This is a genomic window from Acinetobacter sp. GW821-FHT01E09, assembly GCF_059422385.1.
The window spans coordinates 1,491,777-1,517,563 of the sequence record NZ_JBWKWU010000001.1; the positions used below are offsets into that span (position 1 = coordinate 1,491,777).

Annotated in this window: 14 protein-coding genes; 13 read left to right on the top strand and 1 reads right to left on the bottom strand. The window is 40.0% G+C overall.

Annotated elements, in window-relative coordinates; all coding sequences use genetic code 11:
- Positions 1-196: 196 nt before the first annotated feature.
- From AC07U8_RS06895 to AC07U8_RS06955, 13 genes are all read left to right on the top strand, one after another.
- Complete coding sequence (locus AC07U8_RS06895; protein ID WP_494737566.1) at positions 197-8,989, top strand: MBG domain-containing protein; 8,793 nt, start codon at positions 197-199, stop codon at positions 8,987-8,989.
- 3 nt (positions 8,990-8,992) lie between these two features.
- Positions 8,993-10,678, top strand: a complete 1,686-nt coding sequence (locus tag AC07U8_RS06900; RefSeq protein WP_494737567.1) for a ShlB/FhaC/HecB family hemolysin secretion/activation protein — start codon at positions 8,993-8,995, stop codon at positions 10,676-10,678.
- A gap of 424 nt (positions 10,679-11,102) precedes the next feature.
- A complete protein-coding gene (gene hutC, locus AC07U8_RS06905; RefSeq protein ID WP_004721807.1) occupies positions 11,103-11,855 on the top strand; it encodes a histidine utilization transcriptional repressor HutC in 753 nt (250 codons plus the stop codon).
- Positions 11,852-12,433, top strand: a complete 582-nt coding sequence (locus AC07U8_RS06910) for a HutD/Ves family protein (protein WP_034617552.1) — start codon at positions 11,852-11,854, stop codon at positions 12,431-12,433. The genes hutC and AC07U8_RS06910 overlap by 4 nt, the downstream gene beginning before the upstream one ends.
- A gap of 237 nt (positions 12,434-12,670) precedes the next feature.
- Entirely contained in the window at positions 12,671-14,347 is a 1,677-nt protein-coding gene (hutU, locus tag AC07U8_RS06915; RefSeq protein WP_004820229.1) for a urocanate hydratase, read from the top strand.
- An 82-nt stretch (positions 14,348-14,429) separates the two neighbouring features.
- Entirely contained in the window at positions 14,430-15,968 is a 1,539-nt protein-coding gene (gene hutH / locus AC07U8_RS06920) for a histidine ammonia-lyase (protein ID WP_056515934.1), read from the top strand.
- A gap of 64 nt (positions 15,969-16,032) precedes the next feature.
- On the top strand, positions 16,033-17,445 hold the full coding sequence (locus AC07U8_RS06925) for an amino acid permease (RefSeq protein ID WP_034617557.1): 1,413 nt from the start codon (positions 16,033-16,035) through the stop codon (positions 17,443-17,445).
- 52 nt (positions 17,446-17,497) lie between these two features.
- Positions 17,498-18,709, top strand: a complete 1,212-nt coding sequence (gene hutI / locus AC07U8_RS06930) for an imidazolonepropionase (RefSeq protein ID WP_209826467.1) — start codon at positions 17,498-17,500, stop codon at positions 18,707-18,709.
- Positions 18,710-18,737: 28 nt separating this feature from the next.
- Entirely contained in the window at positions 18,738-19,658 is a 921-nt protein-coding gene (gene hutG, locus AC07U8_RS06935; RefSeq protein WP_244015557.1) for a formimidoylglutamase, read from the top strand.
- A gap of 36 nt (positions 19,659-19,694) precedes the next feature.
- Positions 19,695-20,966, top strand: a complete 1,272-nt coding sequence (locus AC07U8_RS06940; protein WP_004721791.1) for a Glu/Leu/Phe/Val family dehydrogenase — start codon at positions 19,695-19,697, stop codon at positions 20,964-20,966.
- A 518-nt stretch (positions 20,967-21,484) separates the two neighbouring features.
- Positions 21,485-21,943 carry a lysozyme inhibitor LprI family protein gene (locus AC07U8_RS06945; RefSeq protein ID WP_494737568.1) on the top strand — a complete coding sequence of 153 codons (459 nt, stop codon included), beginning with the start codon at positions 21,485-21,487 and terminating at the stop codon, positions 21,941-21,943.
- A 104-nt stretch (positions 21,944-22,047) separates the two neighbouring features.
- The gene (locus AC07U8_RS06950) at positions 22,048-22,572 is read left to right on the top strand and encodes a hypothetical protein (RefSeq protein ID WP_494737569.1); all 525 of its coding nucleotides are present in this window, start codon (positions 22,048-22,050) and stop codon (positions 22,570-22,572) included.
- A 664-nt stretch (positions 22,573-23,236) separates the two neighbouring features.
- Complete coding sequence (locus AC07U8_RS06955) at positions 23,237-24,814, top strand: sensor domain-containing diguanylate cyclase (RefSeq protein ID WP_494737570.1); 1,578 nt, start codon at positions 23,237-23,239, stop codon at positions 24,812-24,814.
- A 255-nt stretch (positions 24,815-25,069) separates the two neighbouring features.
- Here AC07U8_RS06955 and AC07U8_RS06960 read toward each other — a convergent pair whose 3' ends face one another.
- Positions 25,070-25,705 (bottom strand): TetR/AcrR family transcriptional regulator, encoded by a 636-nt coding sequence (locus tag AC07U8_RS06960; protein WP_004820248.1) that lies wholly within the window; start codon positions 25,703-25,705, stop codon positions 25,070-25,072.
- Positions 25,706-25,787: the final 82 nt, after the last annotated feature.

Consider the following 25,787-nt stretch of genomic DNA (forward strand, 5'->3'; position numbering starts at 1 on the left):
ATAGTGCTTGTTTAGCTTAAAACTGATGCATAGGGCTTTCTTTTCAATAAACGCTGAATAATTTCATTCAGTGTTTATTGTGTTATCTATAACGTGAATTAATACATGCAAAATACCCAATTTCAGGTATATCTCTCTATTCCCTCATTTGATCTAATGATTGATATTTGATCAAAAAGTAGATTTGGGGATTATCATGAATAAAATTTATAAAGTTATTTGGAATTCACAACTTAGGTGTTGGCAAGCCGTTTCAGAATTGGCGAAAAATCATAGCACTTCACAAAGTACTGTAGACCATAAAAACGCACTGAAGGGCGGTGTTCACAAAGCATCAGGGATAAATTTAATTCGATTGGCTTTTTTGGGGCTGGCTTTATTGCCGTTATCGATTTATGCCGCAATTTCTAATACTGAACTGCCTACAGGCGCCAATATCACTCAAGGTTCAGCCAACATTTCCCAAAATGGCAACGTTTTAAATATTCATCAAAATAGTCAAAACCTTTCGACCAACTGGAATACTTTTAATATTGGTAAAGATGCAACGGTTAATTTTAATCAGCAAAACCAGTCATCTATAGCCATTAATCGGGTTTTGGATAGCAATGCATCGCAGATTATGGGGCGTTTAAATGCCAATGGGCAGGTGTTTTTACTCAATCCAAATGGTGTGGTTTTTTCTAAGACAGCTCAAGTGAATGTTGGTGGTTTGGTTGCTTCAACTTTAAGTTTGAACGATGCGGATATTCAAAATGGAAAATATACTTTAAAAGCCAATGCCAATAGCACAGCAACGATAGAAAATAACGGTAGTATTCAAACTTTATCAGGTGGAACTGTTGCGCTGATTGCGCCCAATGTTAAAAATACTGGCTCTATTGTGACACCGAATGGCGTTACTCATCTCACTGCTGCCAGTCAAGTCACTCTTGCTTTACAGGATGGTTCACTCACCCAGTACCAAGTTGATCAAGGGGTATTAAAAGGCTTGGTGGACAATGGTGGTGCAATTCTTGCCGATAATGGGGCTGTATATTTAACTGCAAAAGCCAAAGACAGTTTAAGTAAAGCCGTGGTCAATCATAGTGGGATTATTGAAGCCAATCGCTTAAGCCAAAATGCCAAAGGTGAAATCATTCTGTTAGGTGATATGCAAAATGGTGAAACAAATGTCAGTGGCCTGCTTAAAGCTGAAGGGAAAAATGGTCAAGATGGTGGGTTTATTGAAACCTCCGCAGCTCAAGTAAAGATTGAGAATAGTACGGTGGTGTCCTCTCATTCTGAGGGCGGGAAAATCGGAAACTGGTTGATCGACCCTACCGATTTCAGTATTAATTCGGGTAATGCATCAGCAAGCAGTAGCGGCATAGGCGCAACCACTTTAGCAAGCAGTCTTGCAACCAGTAATGTCATATTGCTAACTAGCTCTACAGGTAACCAAAAGGGTGATATCAATGTTAATGCTGATGTAACTTGGGGGAGTGCGACCAGTCTGACTTTAAATGCACAAAATGACATCAACATTAATGCCAACATTACAGCGACCAATAACAGTGGCAAACTTAATTTGATATATGGACAAAACACGGCCAATACCAGCGCAAATTATTATATTAACAATGGCGCAAAAATAAACTTAAAGGTTGGGCAGAATTTTAGTACCCAAAAAGGCACGGCTGCTACCATTAACTATCAAGTCATTACGGCTTTGGGTGCACAGGGTTCGACAACAAGTCAAGATTTACAAGGGATCAACGGGAACCTGAGTGGTAATTATGTGTTGGGTGCAGACATAGATGCCAGTAGTACGGGGCTGTGGAATGGTTATACCGGATTCGACCCAATTGGCTTTTATAATGCAAATTTGAGTCCAACGGATCTCTCACAACAGGCTTTTCGTGGACGGTTTGATGGATTAGGTCATGCGATTAGTGGATTAAGTATTGACTCTATGTATCAGGGCATTGGACTGTTTGCGATTACGCATCAGGATGCACTTATACAAAATGTTGGACTGAATAATATAAGTTATTCAGGTTATGGAAAAACAGGCGGTATTGTGGGGATTAATCTAGGCACGATTAATAATGTTTATGTCAATGCAGGCTTAGTCACAGGTAATACCGAGCACTATGGCGGATTGGTGGGTTGGAACTATAATTCAGGAAATATCTTAAATTCTTATGCCAATGTAACTGTAAAAGGAAAATATTCGAATAATAATTATATTGGCGGTCTGGTTGGTTATAGTGATGGTGTTGTAAGTTCTTCTTTTGCAACAGGCGCGGTGACAGGAAATAATTATGTTGGCGGTTTAATTGGTGGTATATCAGGACAAATTAACAATTCTTATGCAACAGGTACTGTTATTGGAAGTCAGTATGTTGGAGGATTGGTGGGTTTCAATGGTGGCAGTGTTGACAAAAATTATTCTTCAGGAAGTGTAACTGGGGGGCAGTATGTTGGTGGTCTTGTTGGTGGTGGTAATGGTATAGCCACAAATAGTTTCTGGAACACCAGTACTTCTGGGAGAACAAGCAGTGCGGGTGGTGTAGGAAAAACCACAACAGAACTTCAGCAAATTTCAACTTTTGCAGGTTGGGATATTGATGATGCAGGTGGTACAGGAAAAGTTTGGCGTATTTATGAAGGACGATCTGCGCCGTTACTACGTCATTTCCTAAAACCCTTGGTCACAGAAATTGTCGCTAATTTTTCTGACAAAATTTATGATGGATCGATAGCTTCTGGAACGCTGGCTTCAGGACTGAATTATAAAACAACCAGTAAAAATGCAGGGATTTATAGTTTAAATGATGGCTCAATTCTGATTAGTGGTGTTCCAATCGCGGCAAATACAACACAGTTTGGCGATGATGTAATTTATAAAGAAAATGGTGGTTCAGGTTCATTAACAATCGCGAAAAGAGATTTAAATATTAATGGCTTGAGCGCTGCTGACAAGGTCTATGATACATCAAAAGTAGCAACCTTATCGGGTACTGCGGGAGTGACAGTGCTGTCAGGTGATTCAGTGACACTTTCGGGTATTGGATTTGGATCATTTACTGATAAAAATGTGGGCAATAATAAAAATGTGATTGTGTCGGGTTATACGCTGACTGGAACAGATGCTTTAAATTACACCTTGCTACAGCCGACAAATCTTAAAGCCAGTATAACGCCTGCAGTTTTAACCATTAATGGAATAAGTGTTGCAGATAAAACGTATGATGGTTTGGCTATTGCGACCTTAAATGGCACTGCTTCAATCAATCCGTTTGCTGGAGACTTTGTTGGATTGACTGGTAGTGGTATAGGAACATTTACAGATAAGAATGCAGGAATCCGGTCTGTGATCGTAACAGGCTATAACTTAACAGGTGCGGATGCTGGAAATTATATTTTTAGTCAGCCTATAGGTTTAAGTGCCACAATTCACAAAGCGCAAGCCATTGTAAAGGCCAATAGTTTAAATACCGTCTATAACGGTAAAGATCAAACTGCTGCTGGTTTTAGTGCTTCTGGTTTAGTCAATGGAGAGACAGAATCTGTATTATCTGGTGTCAGCGCAACGGTTACTGGCAAAGATGCTGGTAAATACACCAATAGCGCAACGGGTGTAGACAAAAACTATGAGCTAACTTTTGTTGATGGTGCATTGGATATTGCGAAAGCGAAAGCCACCGTAACCGCCAATAGCGTATCAACCACTTATAACGGTAAAGATCAAACGGCTGTTGGCTTTAGTGCAACAGGCTTGGTCAATGGTGAAACTACAACTGTATTGTCAGGTGTTTCGGCAACTGTCACAGGTAAAGATGCTGGTAGTTATGCCAATACAGCCACAGGTACAGATAAGAACTATGAGCTCAGTTTTGTTAATGGCTCTTTGAATATCGCCAAAGCTAAAGCGACAGTAACAGCCAATAGTGTATCAACCACCTATAACGGTAAAGATCAAACAGCTGCTGGCTTTAGTACAACAGGTTTGGTGAATGGTGAAGATACATCGGTACTCTCAGGTGTAAGCGCATCGGTGACTGCTAAAGATGCAGGCAAATACACCAACACTGTAACAGGTGTAGACAAGAACTATGATCTGACGCTTATTGATGGCTCATTAGATATTGCTAAGGCCAAAGCCACCGTAACCGCCAATAGCGTATCAACCACCTATAACGGTAAAGATCAAACGGCTGCTGGCTTTAGTGCTATAGGTTTAGTCAATGGTGAAACTGAATCTGTATTGTCAGGTGTTTCTGCAACTGTCACAGGCAAAGATGCAGGCAAATACAACAACACAGTAACAGGTGTAGACAAGAACTATGATCTGACGCTTATTGATGGCTCTTTGGATATTGCTAAGGCCAAAGCCACCGTAACCGCCAATAGCGTATCAACCACCTATAACGGTAAAGATCAAACAGCTGCTGGCTTTAGTGCAACAGGCTTGGTCAATGGTGAAACTACAACTGTATTGTCAGGTGTTTCGGCAACTGTCACAGGCAAAGATGCAGGCAAATACACCAACACAGTAACAGGTGTAGATAAGAACTATGATCTGACGCTTATTGATGGCTCATTAGATATTGCTAAAGCTAAAGCCACCGTCACCGCCAATAGCGTATCAACCACCTATAATGGTAAAGATCAAACGGCTACTGGCTTTAGTGCAACAGGTTTGGTGAATGGTGAAGATACATCGGTACTCTCAGGTGTAAGCGCATCGGTGACTGCTAAAGATGCAGGCAAATACAACAACACAGTAACAGGTGTAGACAAGAACTATGATCTGACGCTTATTGATGGCTCATTAGATATTGCTAAGGCCAAAGCCACCGTCACCGCCAATATCGTATCGACCACCTATAACGGTAAAGATCAAACAGCTGCTGGCTTTAGTGCAACAGGTTTGGTCAATGGTGAAACTGAATCGGTATTGTCAGGTGTTTCTGCAACTGTCACAGGTAAAGATGCAGGCAAATACACCAATACCGCCACAGGTATAGACAAGAACTATGATCTAAGTTTTGTTGATGGTTCCTTAGATATCACCAAAGCTAAAGCCACTGTCACCGCCAATAGTTTAAATACGGTTTATAACGGTAAAGATCAAACAGCTGTTGGTTTTAGTGCGACAGGTTTGGTCAATGGTGAAGATACATCGGTACTCACAGGCGTTTCAGCAACCGTAACAGGCAAAGATGCAGGTCAATATACCAATACCGCAACAGGTATAGATAAAAATTACGATTTAAGCTTTGTTGATGGTTCCTTAGATATTGCTAAAGCTAAAGCGACTGTCACCGCCAATAGTTTAAATACGGTTTATAACGGTAAAGATCAAACAGCTGCTGGCTTTACTGCAACAGGTTTGGTCAATGGTGAAACAGAATCAGTATTATCCGGCGTAAGCGCAACGGTAACTGCTAAAGATGCAGGCAAATACAACAACACAGTAACAGGTGTAGACAAGAACTATGATCTGACGCTTATTGATGGCTCTTTGGATATTGCGAAAGCTAAAGCCACTGTAACAGCCAATAGTGTATCAACCACCTATAACGGTAAAGATCAAACAGCTGCTGGTTTTAGTGCGACAGGCTTAGTCAATGGTGAAACTGAATCGGTATTGTCAGGTGTTTCAGCAACGGTGACTGCTAAAGATGCAGGTCAATATACCAATACCGCAACAGGTCTAGACAAGAACTATGAGTTAAGTTTTATTGATGGTTCTTTGGATATCGCCAAAGCTAAAGCCACTGTCACCGCCAATAGTGTATCAACTACTTATAACGGTAAAGACCAAACGGCTGCTGGTTTTACTGCGACAGGCTTAGTCAATGGTGAAACTGAATCAGTATTGTCAGGTGTTTCAGCAACGGTGACTGCTAAAGATGCTGGCAAGTACACCAATACCGCAACAGGTATAGATAAAAACTATGAGCTAAGCTTTGTTGATGGTTCCTTAGATATCGCTAAAGCCAAAGCCACTGTGACCGCCAATAGCGTATCAACCACCTATAACGGTAAAGATCAAACGGCTGCTGGTTTTAGTGCGACAGGTTTGGTCAATGGTGAAACTGAATCTGTACTCTCAGGTGTAAATGCAACGGTGACTGCTAAAGATGCAGGCAAATACACCAATAGCGCAACAGGTATAGACAAGAATTATGATTTAAGTTTTATTGATGGTTCATTAGATATCGCCAAAGCCAAAGCAATTGTGACCGCCAATAGTGTATCAACTACTTATAACGGTAAAGATCAAACGGCTGCTGGTTTTACTGCGACAGGCTTAGTCAATGGTGAAACTGAATCAGTACTCTCAGGTGTAAGTGCAACGGTGACTGCTAAAGATGCAGGCAAATACAACAACACAGTAACAGGTGTAGACAAGAACTATGATCTGACGCTTATTGATGGCTCTTTGGATATTGCTAAGGCCAAAGCCACCGTCACCGCCAATAGCGTATCAACCACCTATAACGGTAAAGATCAAACAGCTGCGGGCTTTACTGCAACAGGTTTGGTCAATGGTGAAACCGAATCCGTATTGTCAGGTGTAACTGCAACGGTGACTGCTAAAGATGCTGGCAAATATACCAATAGTGCAACAGGTATCGACAAGAACTATGAGCTTAGTTTTATTGATGGTTCTTTGGATATTGCGAAAGCTAAAGCCACTGTCACCGCCAATAGTTTAAATACAGTCTATAACGGTAAAGATCAAACAGCTGCTGGTTTTACTGCAACAGGTTTGGTCAATGGTGAAACTACAAGTGTATTGTCAGGTGTTTCGGCAACTGTTACAGGCAAAGATGCAGGCCAATACACCAATACCGCAACAGGTCTAGATAAAAACTATGAGTTAAGCTTTGTTGATGGCTCATTGGATATTGCTAAGGCTAAAGCGACAGTAACTGCCAATAGTGTATCAACTACTTATAGCGGTAAAGACCAAACAGCTGCTGGTTTTAGTGCAACAGGTTTAGTCAATGGTGAAACTGAATCCGTACTCTCAGGTGTCAGTGCAACGGTGACCGCTAAAGATGCAGGTCAATATACCAATAGTGCAACGGGTCTAGACAAGAACTACGAGCTAAGTTTTGTTGATGGCTCTTTAGATATCGCTAAAGCCAAAGCCACTGTGACCGCCAATAGTTTAAATACAGTCTATAACGGTAAAGATCAAACTGCTGCTGGTTTTAGTGCTTCTGGTTTAGTCAATGGTGAAACCGAATCTGTATTATCTGGTGTAAGCGCAACGGTGACTGCTAAAGATGCTGGCAAATACACCAATAGCGCAACGGGTGTAGACAAAAATTATGAGCTAACTTTTGTTGATGGATCGTTGGATATTGCTAAGGCTAAAGCCACTGTGACCGCCAATAGTTTAAATACAGTCTATAACGGTAAAGATCAAACTGCTGCTGGCTTTAGTGCGACAGGCTTAGTCAATGGTGAAACTGAATCTGTACTCTCAGGTGTCAGTGCAACGGTGACTGCTAAAGATGCAGGTCAGTACATCAACACTGCAACGGGTCTAGATAAAAACTATGAGCTAAGCTTTGTTGATGGTTCATTGGATATTGCTAAGGCTAAAGCCACTGTTACCGCCAATAGCGTATCAACTACATATAACGGTAAAAACCAAACGGCTGCTGGCTTTACTGCAACAGGTTTGGTCAATGGTGAAACTGAATCAGTACTCTCAGGTGTCAGTGCAACGGTGACTGCTAAAGATGCAGGTCAATACACCAACACTGCAACGGGTCTAGACAAGAACTACGAGTTAAGTTTTGTTGATGGCTCATTGGATATTGCTAAAGCCAAAGCCACTGTAACCGCCAATAGTTTAAATACGGTTTATAACGGTAAAGATCAAACAGCTGCTGGCTTTAGTGCGACAGGTTTGGTCAATGGTGAAACCGAATCTGTATTGTCAGGTGTCAGTGCAACGGTTACCGCTAAAGATGCTGGCAAATACACCAATACTGCAACAGGTATAGATAAAAACTATGAGTTAAGTTTTGTTGATGGCTCTTTAGATATCGCTAAAGCCAAAGCCACTGTGACCGCCAATGGTTTAAATACAGTCTATAACGGTAAAGATCAAACTGCTGCTGGTTTTAGTGCTTCTGGTTTAGTCAATGGAGAGACAGAATCTGTATTATCTGGTGTCAGTGCAACGGTTACCGGCAAAGATGCTGGCAAATACACCAATAGCGCAACGGGTGTAGACAAAAACTATGAGCTAACTTTTGTTGATGGTGCATTGGATATTGCGAAAGCTAAAATTAACCAAGTGACAGGCATTAGCGCCAATAATCGTATTTATGATGCAACCACCAACGCAACATTAAATACTGGATCAGCACAATTCACTGGTATGGTTGCAGGCGATGAATTGAAAGTTGCTTCAGCAACTGGACAATTCAGTGATAAAAATGTGGGTATAGCAAAACAAGTCTCGATTCAGGGTGTCAGTTTAAGTGGTGCAGATGCACACAACTACGAGTTGGTGAATAACACTGCACAAACTACGGCAGATATTCGCCAAGCCAATATTCAAAACATTGCTGGAATTACGGCCAACAATCGTACTTATAATGGATTAACTGCCGCTGAGCTTAATCTCAGCAACGCACAATTCAACGGCATCTACGCTGGGGATAATTTAAACGTTGCAACAGCAACAGGACAATTTGACAGTGCGACCACAGGGCAAGCAAAAAATGTATCGATTACAGGTTTAAGTCTAGGTGGCTTAGATGCTCAAAACTACAAACTTGTGGATACCACCGCTGTGACCACAGCTGATATTTATCTGTTAACCCCTGCAGCGTATTTACAAGCCATACAATTCAAACGACCTCGTTATTTGCCTGAAACCAATAACGTCTTAAATACAGTTGATTTAGATGTACGCCAAGGTGGAGTTAACACTGCAGGTATTCAAATTTTGGCAGGGGAGCACTAATTGATGAAACAACAACACAATACATTGGCAACATCTGTGGCTGCTTGTCTGATGCTTTTGAACAGCAGTAACCATGCAGCGCCAGCACCTAATGCGGGTCAACTGCTACAACAACAGCAACAAGGACAAAGCCTTGAACCACAGGCTGCTGTTCAGGTAGAAAGTTCAGCAAGTAATAACGTACCTAATTCACCTGATATCCAAATCTCTGTACGCAAAATTGAAATCACTGGAAATAGTCGTTTTAGCACAGCGCAATTGCATCACTTAGTGGCGGATGCCGAAGGTAAACAATTGAGTCTTCAGCAACTTTGGCAAGTAGCCCAAAAGATTACCACTTACTACCAGCAACAGGGCTATGCCTATAGTCGGGCTTATCTGCCTCAGCAGAATCTAAGCCAGGGTATAGTACGTATCAATGTACTCGAAGCGTATTATGATCAAACCCAGATTGATAATCAAAGTCGAACGCAAAACTGGCTAATTGAACAAACCGTTGCACCACTTAAACAAGGTGAGCGGATCAACAGTGACCAGATGCAACAACAACTCAAACTGCTCAATCGTTTAAATGGAGTCAATACCCGAAATGTTTTGACCCCTGGTGCAACAGTCGGAAGTAGCCAACTCAATGTTGAAGTACAAAATGCAGCCATGTTGAATGGTTATATTGGCGCAGATAACTTTGGTAATCGTTATACCAGTCAAGTGCGTGGAACCGCTGGAATTTCTGCCAACAACCTTGCAGGCTTAGGCGATGAACTGAGTTTAGATGTAATGACTGCAGGCAAACGCATGAACTACGGGCGCGTGGGTTATGCCTTTACCTTTACAGGAATGGGTACTCGGGCAGGCGCAAGTTATTCTTATCTAGATTATGAACTTGGAAAAGAGCTAAAAAACATTGGCGCAGAAGGGAGTGCTGCACAAAGTAGCGTATTCATTAGCCAACCTGCCTTACTGACCAATAATGCAGAAGTCCTTCTCAGCTTACAATACGACCATAAACAACTGAAAGATGATATTCAGCTCAATCAATATTACAAACATCGAAATATTGACGTGGTGACTGCCCGACTGGATGGCTCGCAGTTTGATCAATTCTTGGGTGGAGGCTTAACCCAATATGGTGCCTCAACCAGTTATGGTCGTGTGAAATTTAAAAACGATGATGCCGCTGCTTTAGATGCGCAAACAGCGAAGACAGCTGGAGACTACTATACAGCTACATTGAATCTGTCACGCTTACAAAACCTAAGCAATAAGGGCACGCAAGGCTATTTGGGAATTTATGGACAATACAGTCCTTATAATCTAGACAGTGCAGAGCAATATCTAGGTGGTGGTCCATTTAATGTTCGTGGTTATGAATCGAGTCAATTTGCAGGCTCTACAGGTTATTTGGCCACGGCAGAACTGAGACAAAGTTTATTTGCCGATGCAAAGCATCAGCTAACAGCGAAAGTATTTATCGATACAGCAGAAGTCACGTTAAATGCTAAGCGTTGGGCAGGTGTGACAGGTGATAATCAAGTTCAAATCAGTAGTGCAGGTTTAGGTTTGAACTGGACGAGTGCGTGGAATATTCAAGCCAATGCAGAAGTTGCCTTTCCAATTGGAAATACGCCAGAGCAGTTGCAAGACCGCGATAATCACCAGTACTGGTTGAGTTTAAGAAAGACTTTCTAATTTGAGTAAGGGAAAACCCCCTCCTTGGGAAAAGGAGGGTTGGGGAGGATTTGAACAATCTGTGTCGAAACTTCATAAGGGGGCGGATTTACAATCTGAGTAAAAACTTAGCAAAGGGGATTTAAAAACCTAGCTGATGAGAATAAAACTTACACAGCCACACTTTACATTTAAAGTTTAAATTCTTTTGCGTAGACGAAGTCAAACCTTGCGCTGCAAACAAAGCCGATTAATATTCGTTGGGTGACCGCTACACCATCTATGATTAAATGATGCAAAAGCAAAATGAGTAAATTGATATAAGTTGGAATGCCATTGATGAGTAATGGATATTTTTATCATGATTATTTGTATAGGCTTGTATATACAAATAACATCGACTCAAGATACAATGAGTTAGAATATTTTGTATGAGTTTTAGCCAATGTCAAGAGCGTCAAAGCACAATGATCTAGACTTATCTCTAGAAGAAGATAGTCCTGTTCCTTTGTATTTGCGCGTAAAGCAAATGATTTCACAAAAAATTTATGAAGGAACATGGACTGTAAATAAAAAAATTCCTTCAGAAAGTGAGTTGGTGAATTTACTGGGTTGTAGTCGTATGACGGTCAATCGGGCATTGCGCGAACTGACCAGTGAAGGTTTATTGGTGCGTATACAAGGTGTTGGCTCTTTTGTCGCTGAAGGGCAAGGTCGTACAGCATTATTTCATGTGAATAATATTGCAGAAGAAATTATTGCGAGAAATCATAAACATCATGCTGAAGTATTGGTACTTGAACAAATTCAAGCCAATGAAGAACAAAGCCGATTAATGCAAATTCGAGAAGGACAACGACTATTTCACTCGATCATTGTGCATTATGAAAATGATGTGCCAGTGCAGATCGAAGATCGTTTAGTTGATCCCGTACTGATTCCAGATTATTTGGCACAAGATTTTAAAACTATCACGCCTAATGCCTATTTAATGTCAAAAGCACCTGTTACTGAAGGTGAGCATGTGGTTACTGCGATTCTTGCTTCAGCACAAGAATGTAAATGGCTAAAAATCAATAAAACAGAGCCTTGTTTATTAATCCGTCGTAGAACATGGTCCAATAAACAACTGATCTCCAGTGCAAGACTGATTTATCCTGGCAGCCGCTATTATTTGGAAGGTAAATTTACCCAATGATTGAGCTTTTAAAAGCCAGCCATTACAAAAAAATGCGATGGAAAAATGGGGAAGGCTATACGCTTGAAATCGCCCGTAGTGTCGGTGAAAGCTTAGCTGAGTTTGATTGGCGGATTTCGATGGCCGATGTGAAAACATCGGGTGATTTTTCCAAGTTTAATGGGATGAATCGCTTTTTGACGGTATTGGAAGGTCAAGGTCTTTCACTGCGTATAGATGATGATTTTAAGCATTTAAAAACATTGCAGTCCGTCGAGTTTGGTGGAGACAGTGTGGTCAGTTGTGAATTGTTGGCAGGGCACATTCGCGATTTTAATTTGATTTATAATCCAAAAAAGTTTGATGCACAGTATCAGTGGATTTTCTCTCCAGAAGCCTTAGAAATACCCATATCGTCTGACGTGATGTTTATTTTTAATCAGAGTGTTGAGGTGTTAGTTATCGAAATTGGTCAACAAGTTTTTCATTTGGAACATCAGGACAGTCTTAAACTTGAAAATGAAAAATCATTGCAAGCTATCACATTAAATCAGCAATTTTTAAAGCAAACTTGTCTCATACAACTCACAAAAATCTAAATTTTATTGATTTTACTTAAACGCATACAAGCTGAAGTTGTCTGCGTTTTTTTGTTTTTATGAAAAATAAATCTATTTATTTTATATGTTTATAAATTTTTTTAAAAATAATTTAAAAAGCATCTTTTCAATATTAAAGATTTGTGTAGTATATAGATGTATATACAAGTTAGTACATTGCTATACAGTGAATGCAGTTTAATTTGCTGGTTTAAACTCAAAGGAAGGAGTCCTATTGTGACAACAACGACAACAAAATTTCGTGATGTAGAAATTCGCGCACCTCGTGGTACTAAGCTCAATGCAAAAAGTTGGTTGACTGAAGCTCCACTGCGTATGTTGATGAATAATCTTGATCCTGATGTCGCAGAGAATCCAAAAGAGCTTGTTGTTTACGGTGGTATTGGTCGTGCTGCACGTAATTGGGAATGTTATGACAAGATTGTTGAAACACTTAAAACTTTAGAAAATGACGAAACTCTATTGGTTCAATCAGGTAAACCCGTTGGTGTGTTCAAAACACATAAAGATGCACCACGTGTTCTTATTGCCAATTCAAACTTAGTTCCACATTGGGCAAATTGGCAACATTTCAACGAGCTAGATGCTAAAGGCTTGGCAATGTATGGTCAAATGACCGCAGGTTCTTGGATCTATATCGGCAGCCAAGGCATTGTACAAGGCACTTATGAAACTTTTGTTGAAGCTGGTCGCCAGCACTACAACGGTGACTTAACAGGTCGTTGGGTGTTGACTGCTGGTTTAGGTGGAATGGGAGGGGCTCAGCCTTTAGCCGCGACATTGGCAGGCGCTTGCTCGCTTAATATTGAATGCCAGCAAGCCAGTATTGATTTCCGTTTACGTACACGTTATGTCGATGAACAAGCTACAGATTTAGATGATGCTTTGGCGCGTATTGACCGTTATACCAAAGAAGGCAAGGTGATTTCGATTGCGTTACATGGCAATGCAGCTGAGATTTTACCTGAATTGGTTCGCCGTGGTGTTCATCCGGACATGGTGACGGATCAAACCAGTGCACATGATCCACTCAATGGCTATTTACCAATTGGTTGGACATGGGAAGAATATCGTCAACGTGCCAAAACTGAGCCAGAAGCAGTGGTAAAAGCTGCAAAACAATCTATGGCAAAGCATGTACAAGCGATGTTGGATTTCCAAAAAATGGGTGTTCCAACCTTTGACTATGGCAATAATATCCGTCAAATGGCGCAGGAAGAAGGCGTAGAAAACGCATTTGATTTCCCCGGTTTTGTACCTGCCTATATCCGTCCATTATTCTGTCGTGGTATTGGACCATTCCGTTGGGTTGCACTTTCAGGTGATCCAGAAGATATCTATAAAACAGATGCAAAAGTTAAAGAATTGATTCCAGACGATGAACATTTACATCGTTGGTTAGACATGGCAAGAGAACGGATTAGCTTCCAAGGCTTACCAGCACGTATTTGCTGGGTTGGTTTAGGCTTGCGTGCAAAATTAGGTCTGGCATTTAACGAAATGGTACGTAGTGGTGAGCTTTCAGCGCCAATCGTCATAGGTCGTGATCATTTAGACTCAGGTTCAGTTTCCAGTCCAAACCGTGAAACTGAAGCAATGCAAGATGGTTCTGATGCTGTATCTGATTGGCCATTGCTGAATGCTTTACTTAATACAGCAGGTGGTGCGACTTGGGTTTCATTACATCACGGTGGTGGTGTAGGAATGGGCTTCTCTCAACACTCAGGTGTCGTGATTGTTTGTGATGGTACAGATGAAGCAGCAGCACGTATTGCTCGTGTGTTGACCAATGACCCAGCAACAGGCGTAATGCGTCATGCAGATGCTGGTTATGATATCGCTGTTGAATGTGCCAAAGCGCAAGGTTTGAACTTGCCGATGATCACCAAATAAAAGACAAGGACATTACGATGCTTTTTGCAATTGTGTAAACAGCATCGTAAGAGAACAATATAGCGCAAAACAGGACGTCAAAATGGAACTCTTAATTCAACCAGGCAAGCTCACACTCGCAGATCTTCGCCAAGCGTATTTAAATCCAATCAAAGTTAAACTGGATGACAGTGCTTATGCTGGCATCAATGCAAGTGTTGCATGTGTCGAAAAAATTGTGAATGAAGGACGTACAGCGTACGGTATCAATACTGGCTTTGGCTTACTCGCTTCATCTAAAATTGCCCCTGAAGACTTAGAACAGTTACAACGCTCATTGGTACTTTCTCATGCCGCTGGTGTGGGCGTACCTTTAGATGATGCGATGGTTCGCTTAATTATGTTGTTAAAGGCCAATAGTTTGGCACGTGGTTTTTCTGGTATCCGTCCTAAAGTGATTGATGCAATCCTTGCCTTGATCAATGCAGAAGTTTATCCGCATATTCCATTAAAAGGTTCAGTCGGCGCTTCAGGTGACTTAGCACCCCTTGCACATATGTCTCTGGTTTTACTCGGTGAAAGTAAAGCACGTTATAAAGGGGAATGGTTACCAGCAGTTGAAGCACTTAAAATTGCAGGATTAGAACCCATTACTTTAGCGGCCAAAGAAGGTTTGGCACTTTTAAATGGTACACAGGTTTCAACAGCATACGCATTACGTGGTCTATTTGAAGCAGAAGATTTATTTGCTGCTGCGACCGTTTGTGGTGGATTAAGCGTTGAAGCTATGCTCGGTTCACGTGCACCATTTGATGCACGTGTTCATGAAGTTCGTGGTCAGCGTGGTCAAATTGATGTTGCCGCTGCATATCGTGACTTATTGACTGAATCAAGTGAAATCGCACATTCACATGAAGATTGTAGCAAGGTTCAAGACCCGTATTCACTGCGTTGCCAACCTCAAGTAATGGGGGCTTGTTTAACGCAAATTCGTCAAGCAGCAGAAGTATTAGCGATTGAGTCGAATGCAGTTTCAGATAACCCATTGGTGTTTGCAGCAGAAGGTGACGTAATCTCAGCAGGTAACTTCCATGCTGAACCCGTAGCAATGGCTGCTGATAATTTGGCCTTAGCGATTGCTGAGATTGGCTCACTGTCTGAACGTCGTGTTTCGATGATGATGGATCGCCATATGTCACAGCTTCCTCCATTTTTGGTTGCCAATGGTGGGGTGAATTCGGGCTTTATGATTGCTCAAGTAACAGCCGCTGCGTTAGCCAGTGACAATAAAGCACTTGCACATCCTGCCAGTGTTGATAGTTTACCGACCTCTGCAAATCAGGAAGACCATGTTTCCATGGCGCCTAATGCAGGAAAACGCTTGTGGTATATGGCTGATAACGTTCGCGGCATTCTCGCAGTTGAGTGGTTAGGTGCATGTCAGGGACTTGATTTCCGTGAAGGATTGAAAAGCTCTCCTAAACTTGAACGTGCCCGTAAAATTCTGCGTGATCAAGTGGCGTATTACAGTGAAGATCGTTTCTTCGCGCCAGATATCGAACAAGCAAGTGAATTGCTCGCAAGTGGTTGTCTGAACGAACTGCTGATTGCGAAGCTACTACCGAGCTTGTCTGAAGTGTGATCAATAAAACGGTCACATGGAGTGACCGAATCTAACTAAATTTCCTCAAGGATTGGAGATTATAATGTCACAACACTCCACATTACAGCGGGGGTTAAACACCCGTCATATCCGCTTTTTGGCATTGGGTTCAGCGATTGGCACGGGGCTTTTCTATGGATCAGCAACGGCAATTAAAATGGCAGGTCCGTCTGTTTTAATTGCTTATATGGTTGCAGGGATTGCAATTTATATTGTGATGCGAGCATTAGGGGAAATGGCTGTTCATAACCCCGTATCAGGTTCTTTTAGTGAATATGCCTCGAATTATCTTGGCCCTTTAGCTGGTTTTACTACAGGCTGGACCTACGTCTTTGAAATGATCATTGTCGCCTTGGCTGACGTGACTGCTTTTGGTATCTATATGGGGTTTTGGTACCCCGATGTGCCACGATGGATCTGGATTTTATCGCTGATTATGTTCTTAGGTGCAATTAACCTGATCCACGTTAAAGTCTTTGGTGAAGTCGAGTTCTGGCTATCCATCGTCAAGGTCAGCGCTATTGTTGCCATGATTTTGGGTGGTTTTGGTCTAATGATCTATGGCTTTAATGCAGATCACACCGGCTTTGTACCTGGTATTCAAAACTTATGGATTCATGAGGGTTTTATGCCCAATGGGATTATGGGTTTAGTTGCCTGTTTATCTGTTGTGGTATTTGCATTCGGTGGCATCGAAATCATTGGGATCACAGCGGGTGAGTCACAAGATCCGAAAACGTCGATTCCACGTGCAATTAATGCGGTTCCTGTACGTATCTTACTTTTTTATATTCTGACAATTTTTGTATTGATGTCGATTTTCCCATGGAATCAAATTGGTAGCCAAGGCAGTCCATTTGTACAAATTTTTGAAAACTTAGGCATCAAATCTGCAGCAACTGTTTTAAATATTGTGGTCATTACAGCTGCAATTTCCGCGATCAATAGTGATGTATTTGGTGCAGGGCGTATGCTGTATGGTATGTCTAAGCATAAACAAGCACCTCAAGTGTTCCAGAAACTTTCACGTAATGGTGTTCCTTGGATGACTGTTGTAGTGATGGCAGGTGTGTTACTTGTCGGCGTCGTGCTTAACTATCTGATCCCTGAAAATGTATTTATTATCATCGCCTCAATTGCAACATTTGCAACAGTTTGGGTGTGGTTGATGATTTTACTTTCTCAAGTGGGTATGCGTCGTAAATTGTCTAAATCAGAAATTAAAGCATTAGATTTTCCTGTGATTGGCTGGCCTTATGCACCTGCATTTGCCATTGTATTTATGCTGTTTATTTTAGCCATGATGGGATATTTCCCAGACTCAAGACCTGCACTTTATGTCGGTATAACATGGTTAGTTCTACTTTGGATTGCTTATACGATATGGGTGAAGCCCAAGCAAAACTCAGTAAAAGAAAAATCAGAGCCTCAACAAAACGTCGAAATGGAAAGCTGATACTGAAGCTGCCCAAGCGTGATTAACGCATGGGCAGCAAGAGGAAATGTCAATGAAAAAACTTTGGACAAATTGTCATATTGCAACTATGCAAGATGGGCAATATTCCAGTATTGAATCTGCTGCAATTGTCACTTTAGCGCAACATATTCACTGGATTGGCGCAGAAAAAGATGTTCCTGTAGATGACTATGCTGAGATCATTGACCTCAATGGCGCATGGGTGACTCCCGGTTTAATTGATTGTCATACGCATAGTGTATTTGGTGGAAATCGCAGTGTTGAGTTTGAAAAACGTTTGCAAGGTGTCAGTTATGCGGAAATCGCAGCGAGTGGCGGTGGTATTGCAAGCACTGTACGAGCAACACGTGAAGCAAGTGAGGAACAGCTCCTTGCTTCGGCACTCAAACGTATTCGTTGTATGCTTAAAGATGGTGTAACCACCATTGAAATCAAGTCGGGATATGGTCTGGACTATAGCAATGAACGTAAAATGCTCCGTGTGATTCGTCAAGTCGCTCAAACTTTACCGATGACCGTAAAAAGTACGTGTTTGGCAGCGCATGCTTTGCCACCTGAGTATCAAGATCAAAGTGATGCTTATATTGAGCATATCTGTACCGAGATGTTACCCAAACTGCATCAAGAAGGTTTAGTCGATGCAGTCGATGCTTTCTGTGAACATTTGGCATTTTCTCCTGCGCAAGTTGAACGTGTTTTTAAAGCAGCTCAAGCATTAAACTTACCGGTTAAATTACATGCAGAACAACTTTCATCTCTCGGTGGTTCAACACTTGCTGCACGTTACCATGCTTTATCCGCAGATCATTTGGAATACATGACCGAAGCTGATGCCAAAGCTATGGCTGCTTCTGGCACAGTTGCTGTGTTATTGCCGGGGGCATTCTATTTTCTAAGAGAAACCAAGTATCCACCTTTAGACAGTTTGCAGCAACATGGTGTGCGTATCGCATTATCCAGTGATTTAAATCCAGGAACATCACCAGCCTTGTCATTACGTTTAATGCTGAATATGGGCAGTACATTATTTCGTTTAACACCAGAACAAGCACTCGCAGGTGTCACAACCCATGCCGCTTATGCACTTGGCTTACAAGACACGCATGGCACATTAGAACAGGGTAAAGTGGCGGATTTTATTGCTTGGGATATTGAGCATCCTTCTGAGATTGTGTATTGGCTTGGCGGTGATTTATCAAAACGAATCATCCAACATGGAAATGAAATCTTGATCTCAGCTTGAGATTAATTTTTATAGAGTGATATTAATAATGAATCATTCATTTAAGTGGCAAGGACGACAAGATGGGGAAGGTGATGCTCATCTTCGTCTCCATCAAGTGATCAATACCAGTCATCAGGCATCTTTTGCTTTTATTGGCTTTAGCTCAGATGAAGGTGTTAAACGCAATCATGGACGCTTAGGTGCAGCTGATGCACCAGATATGATTCGTGCGCAATTGGCAAATTTACCTGTACATCAACCTGTGACCATTATCGATTTAGGCACAGTGCTTTGTGATCATGCTGAACTTGAAATAGCACAGGCAGAATTGGCGCATCAAGTCGAACGTAGTTTAAATTCCGATATGAAGCCGATTGTGTTAGGCGGTGGGCATGAAGTTGCCTTTGGCAGTTTTTCTGGCTTATTTCAATACATTCAAAATAATCATCTGAATAAGAAAATCGGCATTATTAACTTCGATGCACACTTTGATTTGCGTGAAGCTGAACAGGTCACTTCAGGCACACCTTTTTTAAATGCAGCTAAACTATCAGAACAGTTTCATCAAGAATTTAACTACATGTGTATCGGCGTTGCCAAGCATTCAAATACTAAAATTTTGTTTGACACAGCAGAGCGTTTAAACTGTAATTATATTTACGATTATGAATTAAAACTGCAAAATGTTGAAAATTTAATCTTAAGAATAAATAATTTTATTAAAAAAGTAGACTATTTGTATATTACGGTTGACCTTGATGTATTTAACGCTAGCATTGCGCCGGGTGTCAGCGCACCTGCGGTGAAAGGAATCGATTTATCTATTTTTGACCCATTATTAGAAGCCATTAAAAAAACTGGCAAGATCAAAGTTTTTGATGTGGCTGAATGTAATCCGCGGTTTGATTTGGACAACAGAACTGCCAAATTAGCCGCTTATATCATTTTTAACTACATATTTGATTGATGATTCAAGTGACTTCATCAAAAGGATAAGCAAAGTATGTCTAATTTATCTTATATCTCTCAAAATAACGGTCCATGGTCTACCTACCTCGAACAAATCGAGCGAGTTACACCATATTTAGAACATCTGAAAGATTATGTCGACACGTTAAAGCGACCAAAACGTGCTTTGATTGTCGATGTACCGATTGTAATGGATGATGGCACAATCCGTCATTTCGAAGGCTATCGCGTTCAACATAACTTATCGCGTGGTCCAGGTAAGGGCGGTATTCGTTACCATCCAGATGTAGATCTCAATGAAGTGATGGCACTTTCTGCATGGATGACCATTAAAACTGCGGTTTTAAATCTACCTTTTGGCGGTGCAAAAGGTGGTGTTCGTGTTGATCCTCGTCAGCTTTCTCCACGTGAGTTAGAGCGCTTAACACGTCGTTATACCAGTGAAATTAGTCATATCATAGGCCCACAAAAAGATATTCCAGCGCCGGATGTTGGTACCAATCCCAACGTTATGGGCTGGATTATGGATACATATTCTTCGGGTCAAGGCCATACCGTAACAGGTGTTGTTACAGGTAAGCCGATTCATTTAGGTGGTTCTTTAGGGCGTATTAAAGCAACAGGCCGTGGTGTATTTATTACTGGTCAACAAGTTGCTGCAAAAATTAAACTTCCTTTAGAGGGTGCACGAGTTGCTGTCCAAGGTTTTGGTAACGTTGGTAGTGAAGCTGCATATCTATTTGCTGATTCAAAATCTATTATTGTAACGATTCAAGACCATACAGGGACGATTTACAACCCTCAAGGTATTGATTTGGCAGCTTTAAAAACCTATCTAGAAAGCAATCAAGGTGTGGGTGGCTTTGCGGGTGCTCAAGCGATTAGTGATGAGGATTTCTGGGATGTTGAAATGGATATCTTGATTCCTGCCGCATTGGAAGGTCAAATCACGGTTGAACGCGCACAGAAATTAACAGCGAAATTGGTACTTGAAGGTGCAAACGGTCCAACTTATCCAGAAGCAGATGATATCTTAATCCAACGTGGTATCACGGTTGTACCTGATGTGATTTGTAATGCGGGTGGTGTAACGGTCAGTTATTTTGAATGGGTTCAAGATATGTCGAGCTACTTCTGGTCGGAAGAAGAAATCAACCAAAGACTCGATAAATTAATGGTTCAAGCGATTAATGACGTATGGCAGACCTCAAATGACAAAGTATGTAGTTTAAGAACGGCTGCCTTTATTTTAGGTTGTGAGCGTATCTTAAAAGCACGTATGGAACGCGGTATTTTCCCGGGCTAATTTATTTGTTGTAAGCGTGACCTTAGCGTATCTTCGCTAAGGTCATTTTTTTTTCTGTTTAAAACGCATTTTAACAGTCTATTTAAACAGCGAATTTACACAATCTATTGAATAATAATAATCTTATGTAGCGTCTTGTATTGCACAGTAATAACATCTCAAAAATCTGAGTTCATCTTAGCATCAACTTTGTACTGCCTTATTTTGCATATAGATTTGTGCTGTTAATTAGATAGTAGCAACACGCTGATCTCCACGCGATATCTAGCACTACAGGCCAAGCAGTGCTTTGTTCTCGTTCAGTATGCAATGTAATAAAAATTCATAGGCTTAATTTTAGCAAGGTCGAATTGTATGGATAAACCTAAATATAGCCTGAATAAAATGTCTTAAATTTTGTAAAGTATTTGCCTTTTTATGGTTTTAATTTCACATGAATTAAACTATAAAGTATAGCTAGTATGTGAATAAATTATAAACACTTCTGCAATAAACTTTTTTAGAAAGTGGTTAAGAATATGAATAAAATATACTCAAAATACATCTATATTTTGAGCATTGGTAGTTTATGCAGCTTTGCGACTTTGTTATCAGCTGCACCGACATTGCAATACTCAAAAACCTACCAAAGCTGTATAAATACAGCAAAAACCACAGGGAACAAGCAACTGTGTATCAGTGCAGAGCATTTAGGTCAGAATGAAAGATTAAATCAGGCCGTAAAAAAACTAGCACCTAAGCTCTCAGCATATCAACAAAGTAGATTAACTGATGCTCAAGCAGAGTGGCGATCTTTGCAAAATTTTAAAGATGATCAATGCGATCAAGCTGCATTTGATGATGAAAATGCAGTTAAACCTTCGGGTAAAAACTTGAGCGCATTGGATTGTGACCGACAGTCGCTTGAACGTGTGGTTGAACGCGCTTATGAGTTGGAACAAGGCAATGTGCGGGCTGAATATTATCTTGATCCATAATTTATGATTGCTCATGATGTCTAAAGCATCGAAGTGTTTTATAAAAAAAATTTATTGGTTTTAGTATAGATAAATCACCAACGTAAGCAAAAGGAAACTTTCTTATGATCAGTAAACAACAATTGACAACCAGTACAAGCAATAGCCGACAACACCAGAATAGAGGGGGTAAACATAGAGCCGCAGCTATTTGGACTGTATTTACATTCGGCTTGTTACTCACAGGCTGTGTTTCAACACCTAATCCTGTACAACAGGCTGCTGATAAATTGATTGGGCAACATGTCAATAAAGCAATCGGAATCTTTGGCTCACCAACTTATCGCGTCCCAGCAAGTAAATTAGGTGGCTCTGCAATGTGGGAAAATTCGATTGTTTCACAACGTGTCGTACAGCAATTTGTACAAACGGGAACTGAATATGCAGGTCAGCGTGTCGTTGGCCAAACCGGCGGACAAGGGGTTGTAGGCGCTATTTATGAAAATCAATATCGTCCAACAGGGTACTATCAAAATGCCGTACAAGAGCATGCTCAATACCTTTGTAATATCACAGCACTGACGGGTCCAGGTGATATTATTACGAGTATTATGGTGATTGGATGTAAACAGAGCAAAGATGGTTTGTGATCCTTAAAAGCCAAATATAGCTTTAATCTGACAGATATACGATAAAATGGATAACTGTCAGATACGGTTGGCGAGAGTATCATTTTTAGAAGGTAACGATGATCAAAATATTCTGTTCAAAGGCGCATACATCCATTGAGCAAAATAATTCTTATTCATGTGTCTTTTCTATTTGTTTTTCCCTAAATTTTTCTAGGGTGGAACAGTTAAAATAAACAAAGATAATAGTGTGATTTAAATCATTTTAAGCATTTCACTCAATAGAACATATGACTTTCGAAACACACTAAAATGATGTACAACTTCAAGCAATTCTTAGTTAGCCTCATGATATCTGTAGTGCCTATAGTAAAGGCATATAGCCATGGGGAAATAAAATAATACAGGTATTTTTCTGGTTTAATTTACAGCTTATTCAGTTTATTTTTATGAGGCAATATATTCGTCATTTGCACACTTTCGCATGGTTTATATACTGAGTTAAAGTCGCTAAAACACCATTGACCAAAGCCAGATGATTATCTTCAAGAAATTTTCTTAAAAATTATGTGAAGGGAAACCATTTAAAAATCATGAAAATAAATTAAACAATGGTAAAAATATTGTAGTAATACTAAGTAAAAAAGAATAAAATTCAATCAAATGCTGTTTTGCAAATGACCTCATGAAACTGAAAAAACTCATATTTTGTTTAAAGTTAAATCTGAGAAAACTTATTCTTTTTTTAGCAATATTCAGCATCGCCATTCTATTTATTGCTTCACTTTTCGTGAATTATTCTATTCAAAAAAAAGAACTATTAGATACTTCTCTTTCAGTAAATATGGAATATGCCACTAAGATTGCCCAAAAAACGGATTCTCAAATTCAGACTGTATTAAAGCAGTTAAATTATAGTGCCACTTTACTGGGGGATTCATTTAATGACGAGCAATTTAAACAGTCAGAAGTAGACCGACTTAAATTTCAATCGAATTACTTTGACAGTGTGATTATTTCAGATAAATACGGGCATGTACTGAATTATTCACCGTCAAAAATTGCCATTAATAAAAATGTGGTGAATACAACACTTGGGTTTAAACAATCCATTGAAACGCAAAACACGGTGATCACAAGCCCATATTACTCAATCAAAAACAATTTAATTGTTTTTATTTCACAGCCTATTTTTGATAAAAACAAAAAATATCTGGGCTTTATTGGTGGGGCAATTTATTTAAAAGAAAAAAATATCATTAATGAATTATTAACACTGAGCTTTAACTATAAAGACAGCTATATGTATGTATTGGATAGCAATAGAAAAATTATTTTTCATCCCGATGCGAGTCGAATTGGTACTCTTGCAACAGACAATACTGGTCTTAACTATATGACCAGTCATATGATTGGAAAAATAAGACTGATCAATAGTAAAGGGGTAGATAATTTAGCGGGTTTTGCCCGAGTAAGCCATACCAACTGGATCATTGTTTCGCAACAACCAACCCATAAGCTTTTAGAAAAAGTTCCATATCTGATTTATAAAATTATTGCTTATATGCTTGGTTTTTATATTTTAATCTTTTTGATTATTTGGAAGATATCCTATTATATCTCAGCACCATTAAACCGCTTAGCAACCATGGCGAGTCATCTCAATAATCCAGAGACCGCAACTCAAATTAAAAATGTAGATGCCTTATATTATGAGGTGAGAAATTTTAAACGCTCACTGTTACAGAGCTCTTCAAATTTTAAGAAAAAAATATCTACGCTCAATCATTATGTAAATACAGATCCGTTAACAGGATTTTATAACCGTAGAGGGATGGAGTTACATATTGAACGCTTAATGAAAAATGACGCACCATTTGCAATTATTGCTGTGGATATCGACTATTTTAAAAAAATTAATGATCAATATGGACATGAAAAAGGCGACTTAGTCCTGACCAAGACTGCACAAAATATTAAAGATTGTGTCAGAAGTATTGATGTTTGTTGTCGGATTGGTGGGGAAGAATTTGTGATTCTAAGTCCTATCGATAGCCAAAATTTAACCATTAATATTGCAGAACGGATTCGGCAGGCATTAGAAGTCACGCCAATCGGAGAAATACCTGCGATTACCGTGTCGATAGGAATAGCACATTGGCCTGAAATTTCTACCGACATCCATAAGGTGTTTAAAGCTGCTGATGAATATTTATATCTGGCAAAAAAAGATGGGCGTAATTGTATTCGTTATAAAAAATAGCATTTAAAAATGCAAACTTATCTTCAATATGATTGTATGTTTTTCTCTTTAAAAAACTGTCCATAATCTATGTTATGGACAGTTTTTAAGTAAATTTAAGTATTATTTCAATCTTAGGATAAAAAGTGAAAAACTGTGTTGAGGCTATATCTCCGTCCAAGGGTGACATTCATGTCTTCACAAAATAACCATAACCCGTAGGATTGAATGAGATAAAGAAAACAGTTTAATTTATATTCTGTTGATTGCTATAAATCAGGCTGATGGCTTAGCAACTCCGCCAATGATTAATTCAATAATCGAATCGCCATAGTTTTTTAAACCTTTCAGATCTTCAGGGTTGGCTAAAAAGCGTAAAGCCCCATTGGTAATCATCCCAATGATATTATGCCCCGTATTTTCACAATCTAAATTCTCACGAAAAAAGCCAGAATCTACCCCATGCTTTAAATAGTTGGCAGTAAAAATACCCGCCATTTGCATCAAGTTTTGAATAAATCTGGTCATTTCAGCATCTATTGAGGTTGCTTCAAGTAATAATAATTTTAGAGTTAGAGGATTCTCTTGTGCAAAAAGACGGAAGCGTTCAGAAATTCGCTGACATTGTTCACGGTACTCTTCAATATTATTCACTGCTTGAGGTGCATTTTCACCAGTAAGCAATGCCATGATTTTTTGCATGGTATCAGAAATAACATGCTGCAAGATATCGCGTTTATTTTCAAAATGGCGATAAAAAGTACCATGACCAATGCCTAAGCGTTTGGCTATATCTGAAATCGCTGTTTGATGGTATCCACGCTCAGAAAATTCTAAAAACGCAGCTTCTAAAATATCAGCTTGTAATTGGATACGTTGACGTTCTGCACGAGTTAAAGTTGGTTCATTCATAGGCAAAGAATACCAAATAAATATTCAAAATTGTTAAACAATGAAAATTGACAAGTCATTCCGTTTTTGACATTGTATTCCT

What these genes read in the sequence shown, in the direction of transcription:
- AC07U8_RS06910 (WP_034617552.1), top strand. Translation starts at nt 11,852, where the DNA reads ATGATTGAGCTTTTAAAAGCCAGCCATTACAAAAAAATGCGATGGAAA.
- AC07U8_RS06945 (WP_494737568.1), top strand. Translation starts at nt 21,485, where the DNA reads ATGAATAAAATATACTCAAAATACATCTATATTTTGAGCATTGGTAGT.
- hutI (WP_209826467.1), top strand. Translation starts at nt 17,498, where the DNA reads ATGAAAAAACTTTGGACAAATTGTCATATTGCAACTATGCAAGATGGG.
- AC07U8_RS06900 (WP_494737567.1), top strand. Translation starts at nt 8,993, where the DNA reads ATGAAACAACAACACAATACATTGGCAACATCTGTGGCTGCTTGTCTG.
- hutG (WP_244015557.1), top strand. Translation starts at nt 18,738, where the DNA reads ATGAATCATTCATTTAAGTGGCAAGGACGACAAGATGGGGAAGGTGAT.
- AC07U8_RS06925 (WP_034617557.1), top strand. Translation starts at nt 16,033, where the DNA reads ATGTCACAACACTCCACATTACAGCGGGGGTTAAACACCCGTCATATC.
- AC07U8_RS06955 (WP_494737570.1), top strand. Translation starts at nt 23,237, where the DNA reads ATGAAACTGAAAAAACTCATATTTTGTTTAAAGTTAAATCTGAGAAAA.
- hutH (WP_056515934.1), top strand. Translation starts at nt 14,430, where the DNA reads ATGGAACTCTTAATTCAACCAGGCAAGCTCACACTCGCAGATCTTCGC.
- AC07U8_RS06950 (WP_494737569.1), top strand. Translation starts at nt 22,048, where the DNA reads ATGATCAGTAAACAACAATTGACAACCAGTACAAGCAATAGCCGACAA.
- AC07U8_RS06895 (WP_494737566.1), top strand. Translation starts at nt 197, where the DNA reads ATGAATAAAATTTATAAAGTTATTTGGAATTCACAACTTAGGTGTTGG.
- hutC (WP_004721807.1), top strand. Translation starts at nt 11,103, where the DNA reads ATGTCAAGAGCGTCAAAGCACAATGATCTAGACTTATCTCTAGAAGAA.
- AC07U8_RS06940 (WP_004721791.1), top strand. Translation starts at nt 19,695, where the DNA reads ATGTCTAATTTATCTTATATCTCTCAAAATAACGGTCCATGGTCTACC.
- AC07U8_RS06960 (WP_004820248.1), bottom strand. Translation starts at nt 25,705, where the DNA reads ATGAATGAACCAACTTTAACTCGTGCAGAACGTCAACGTATCCAATTA.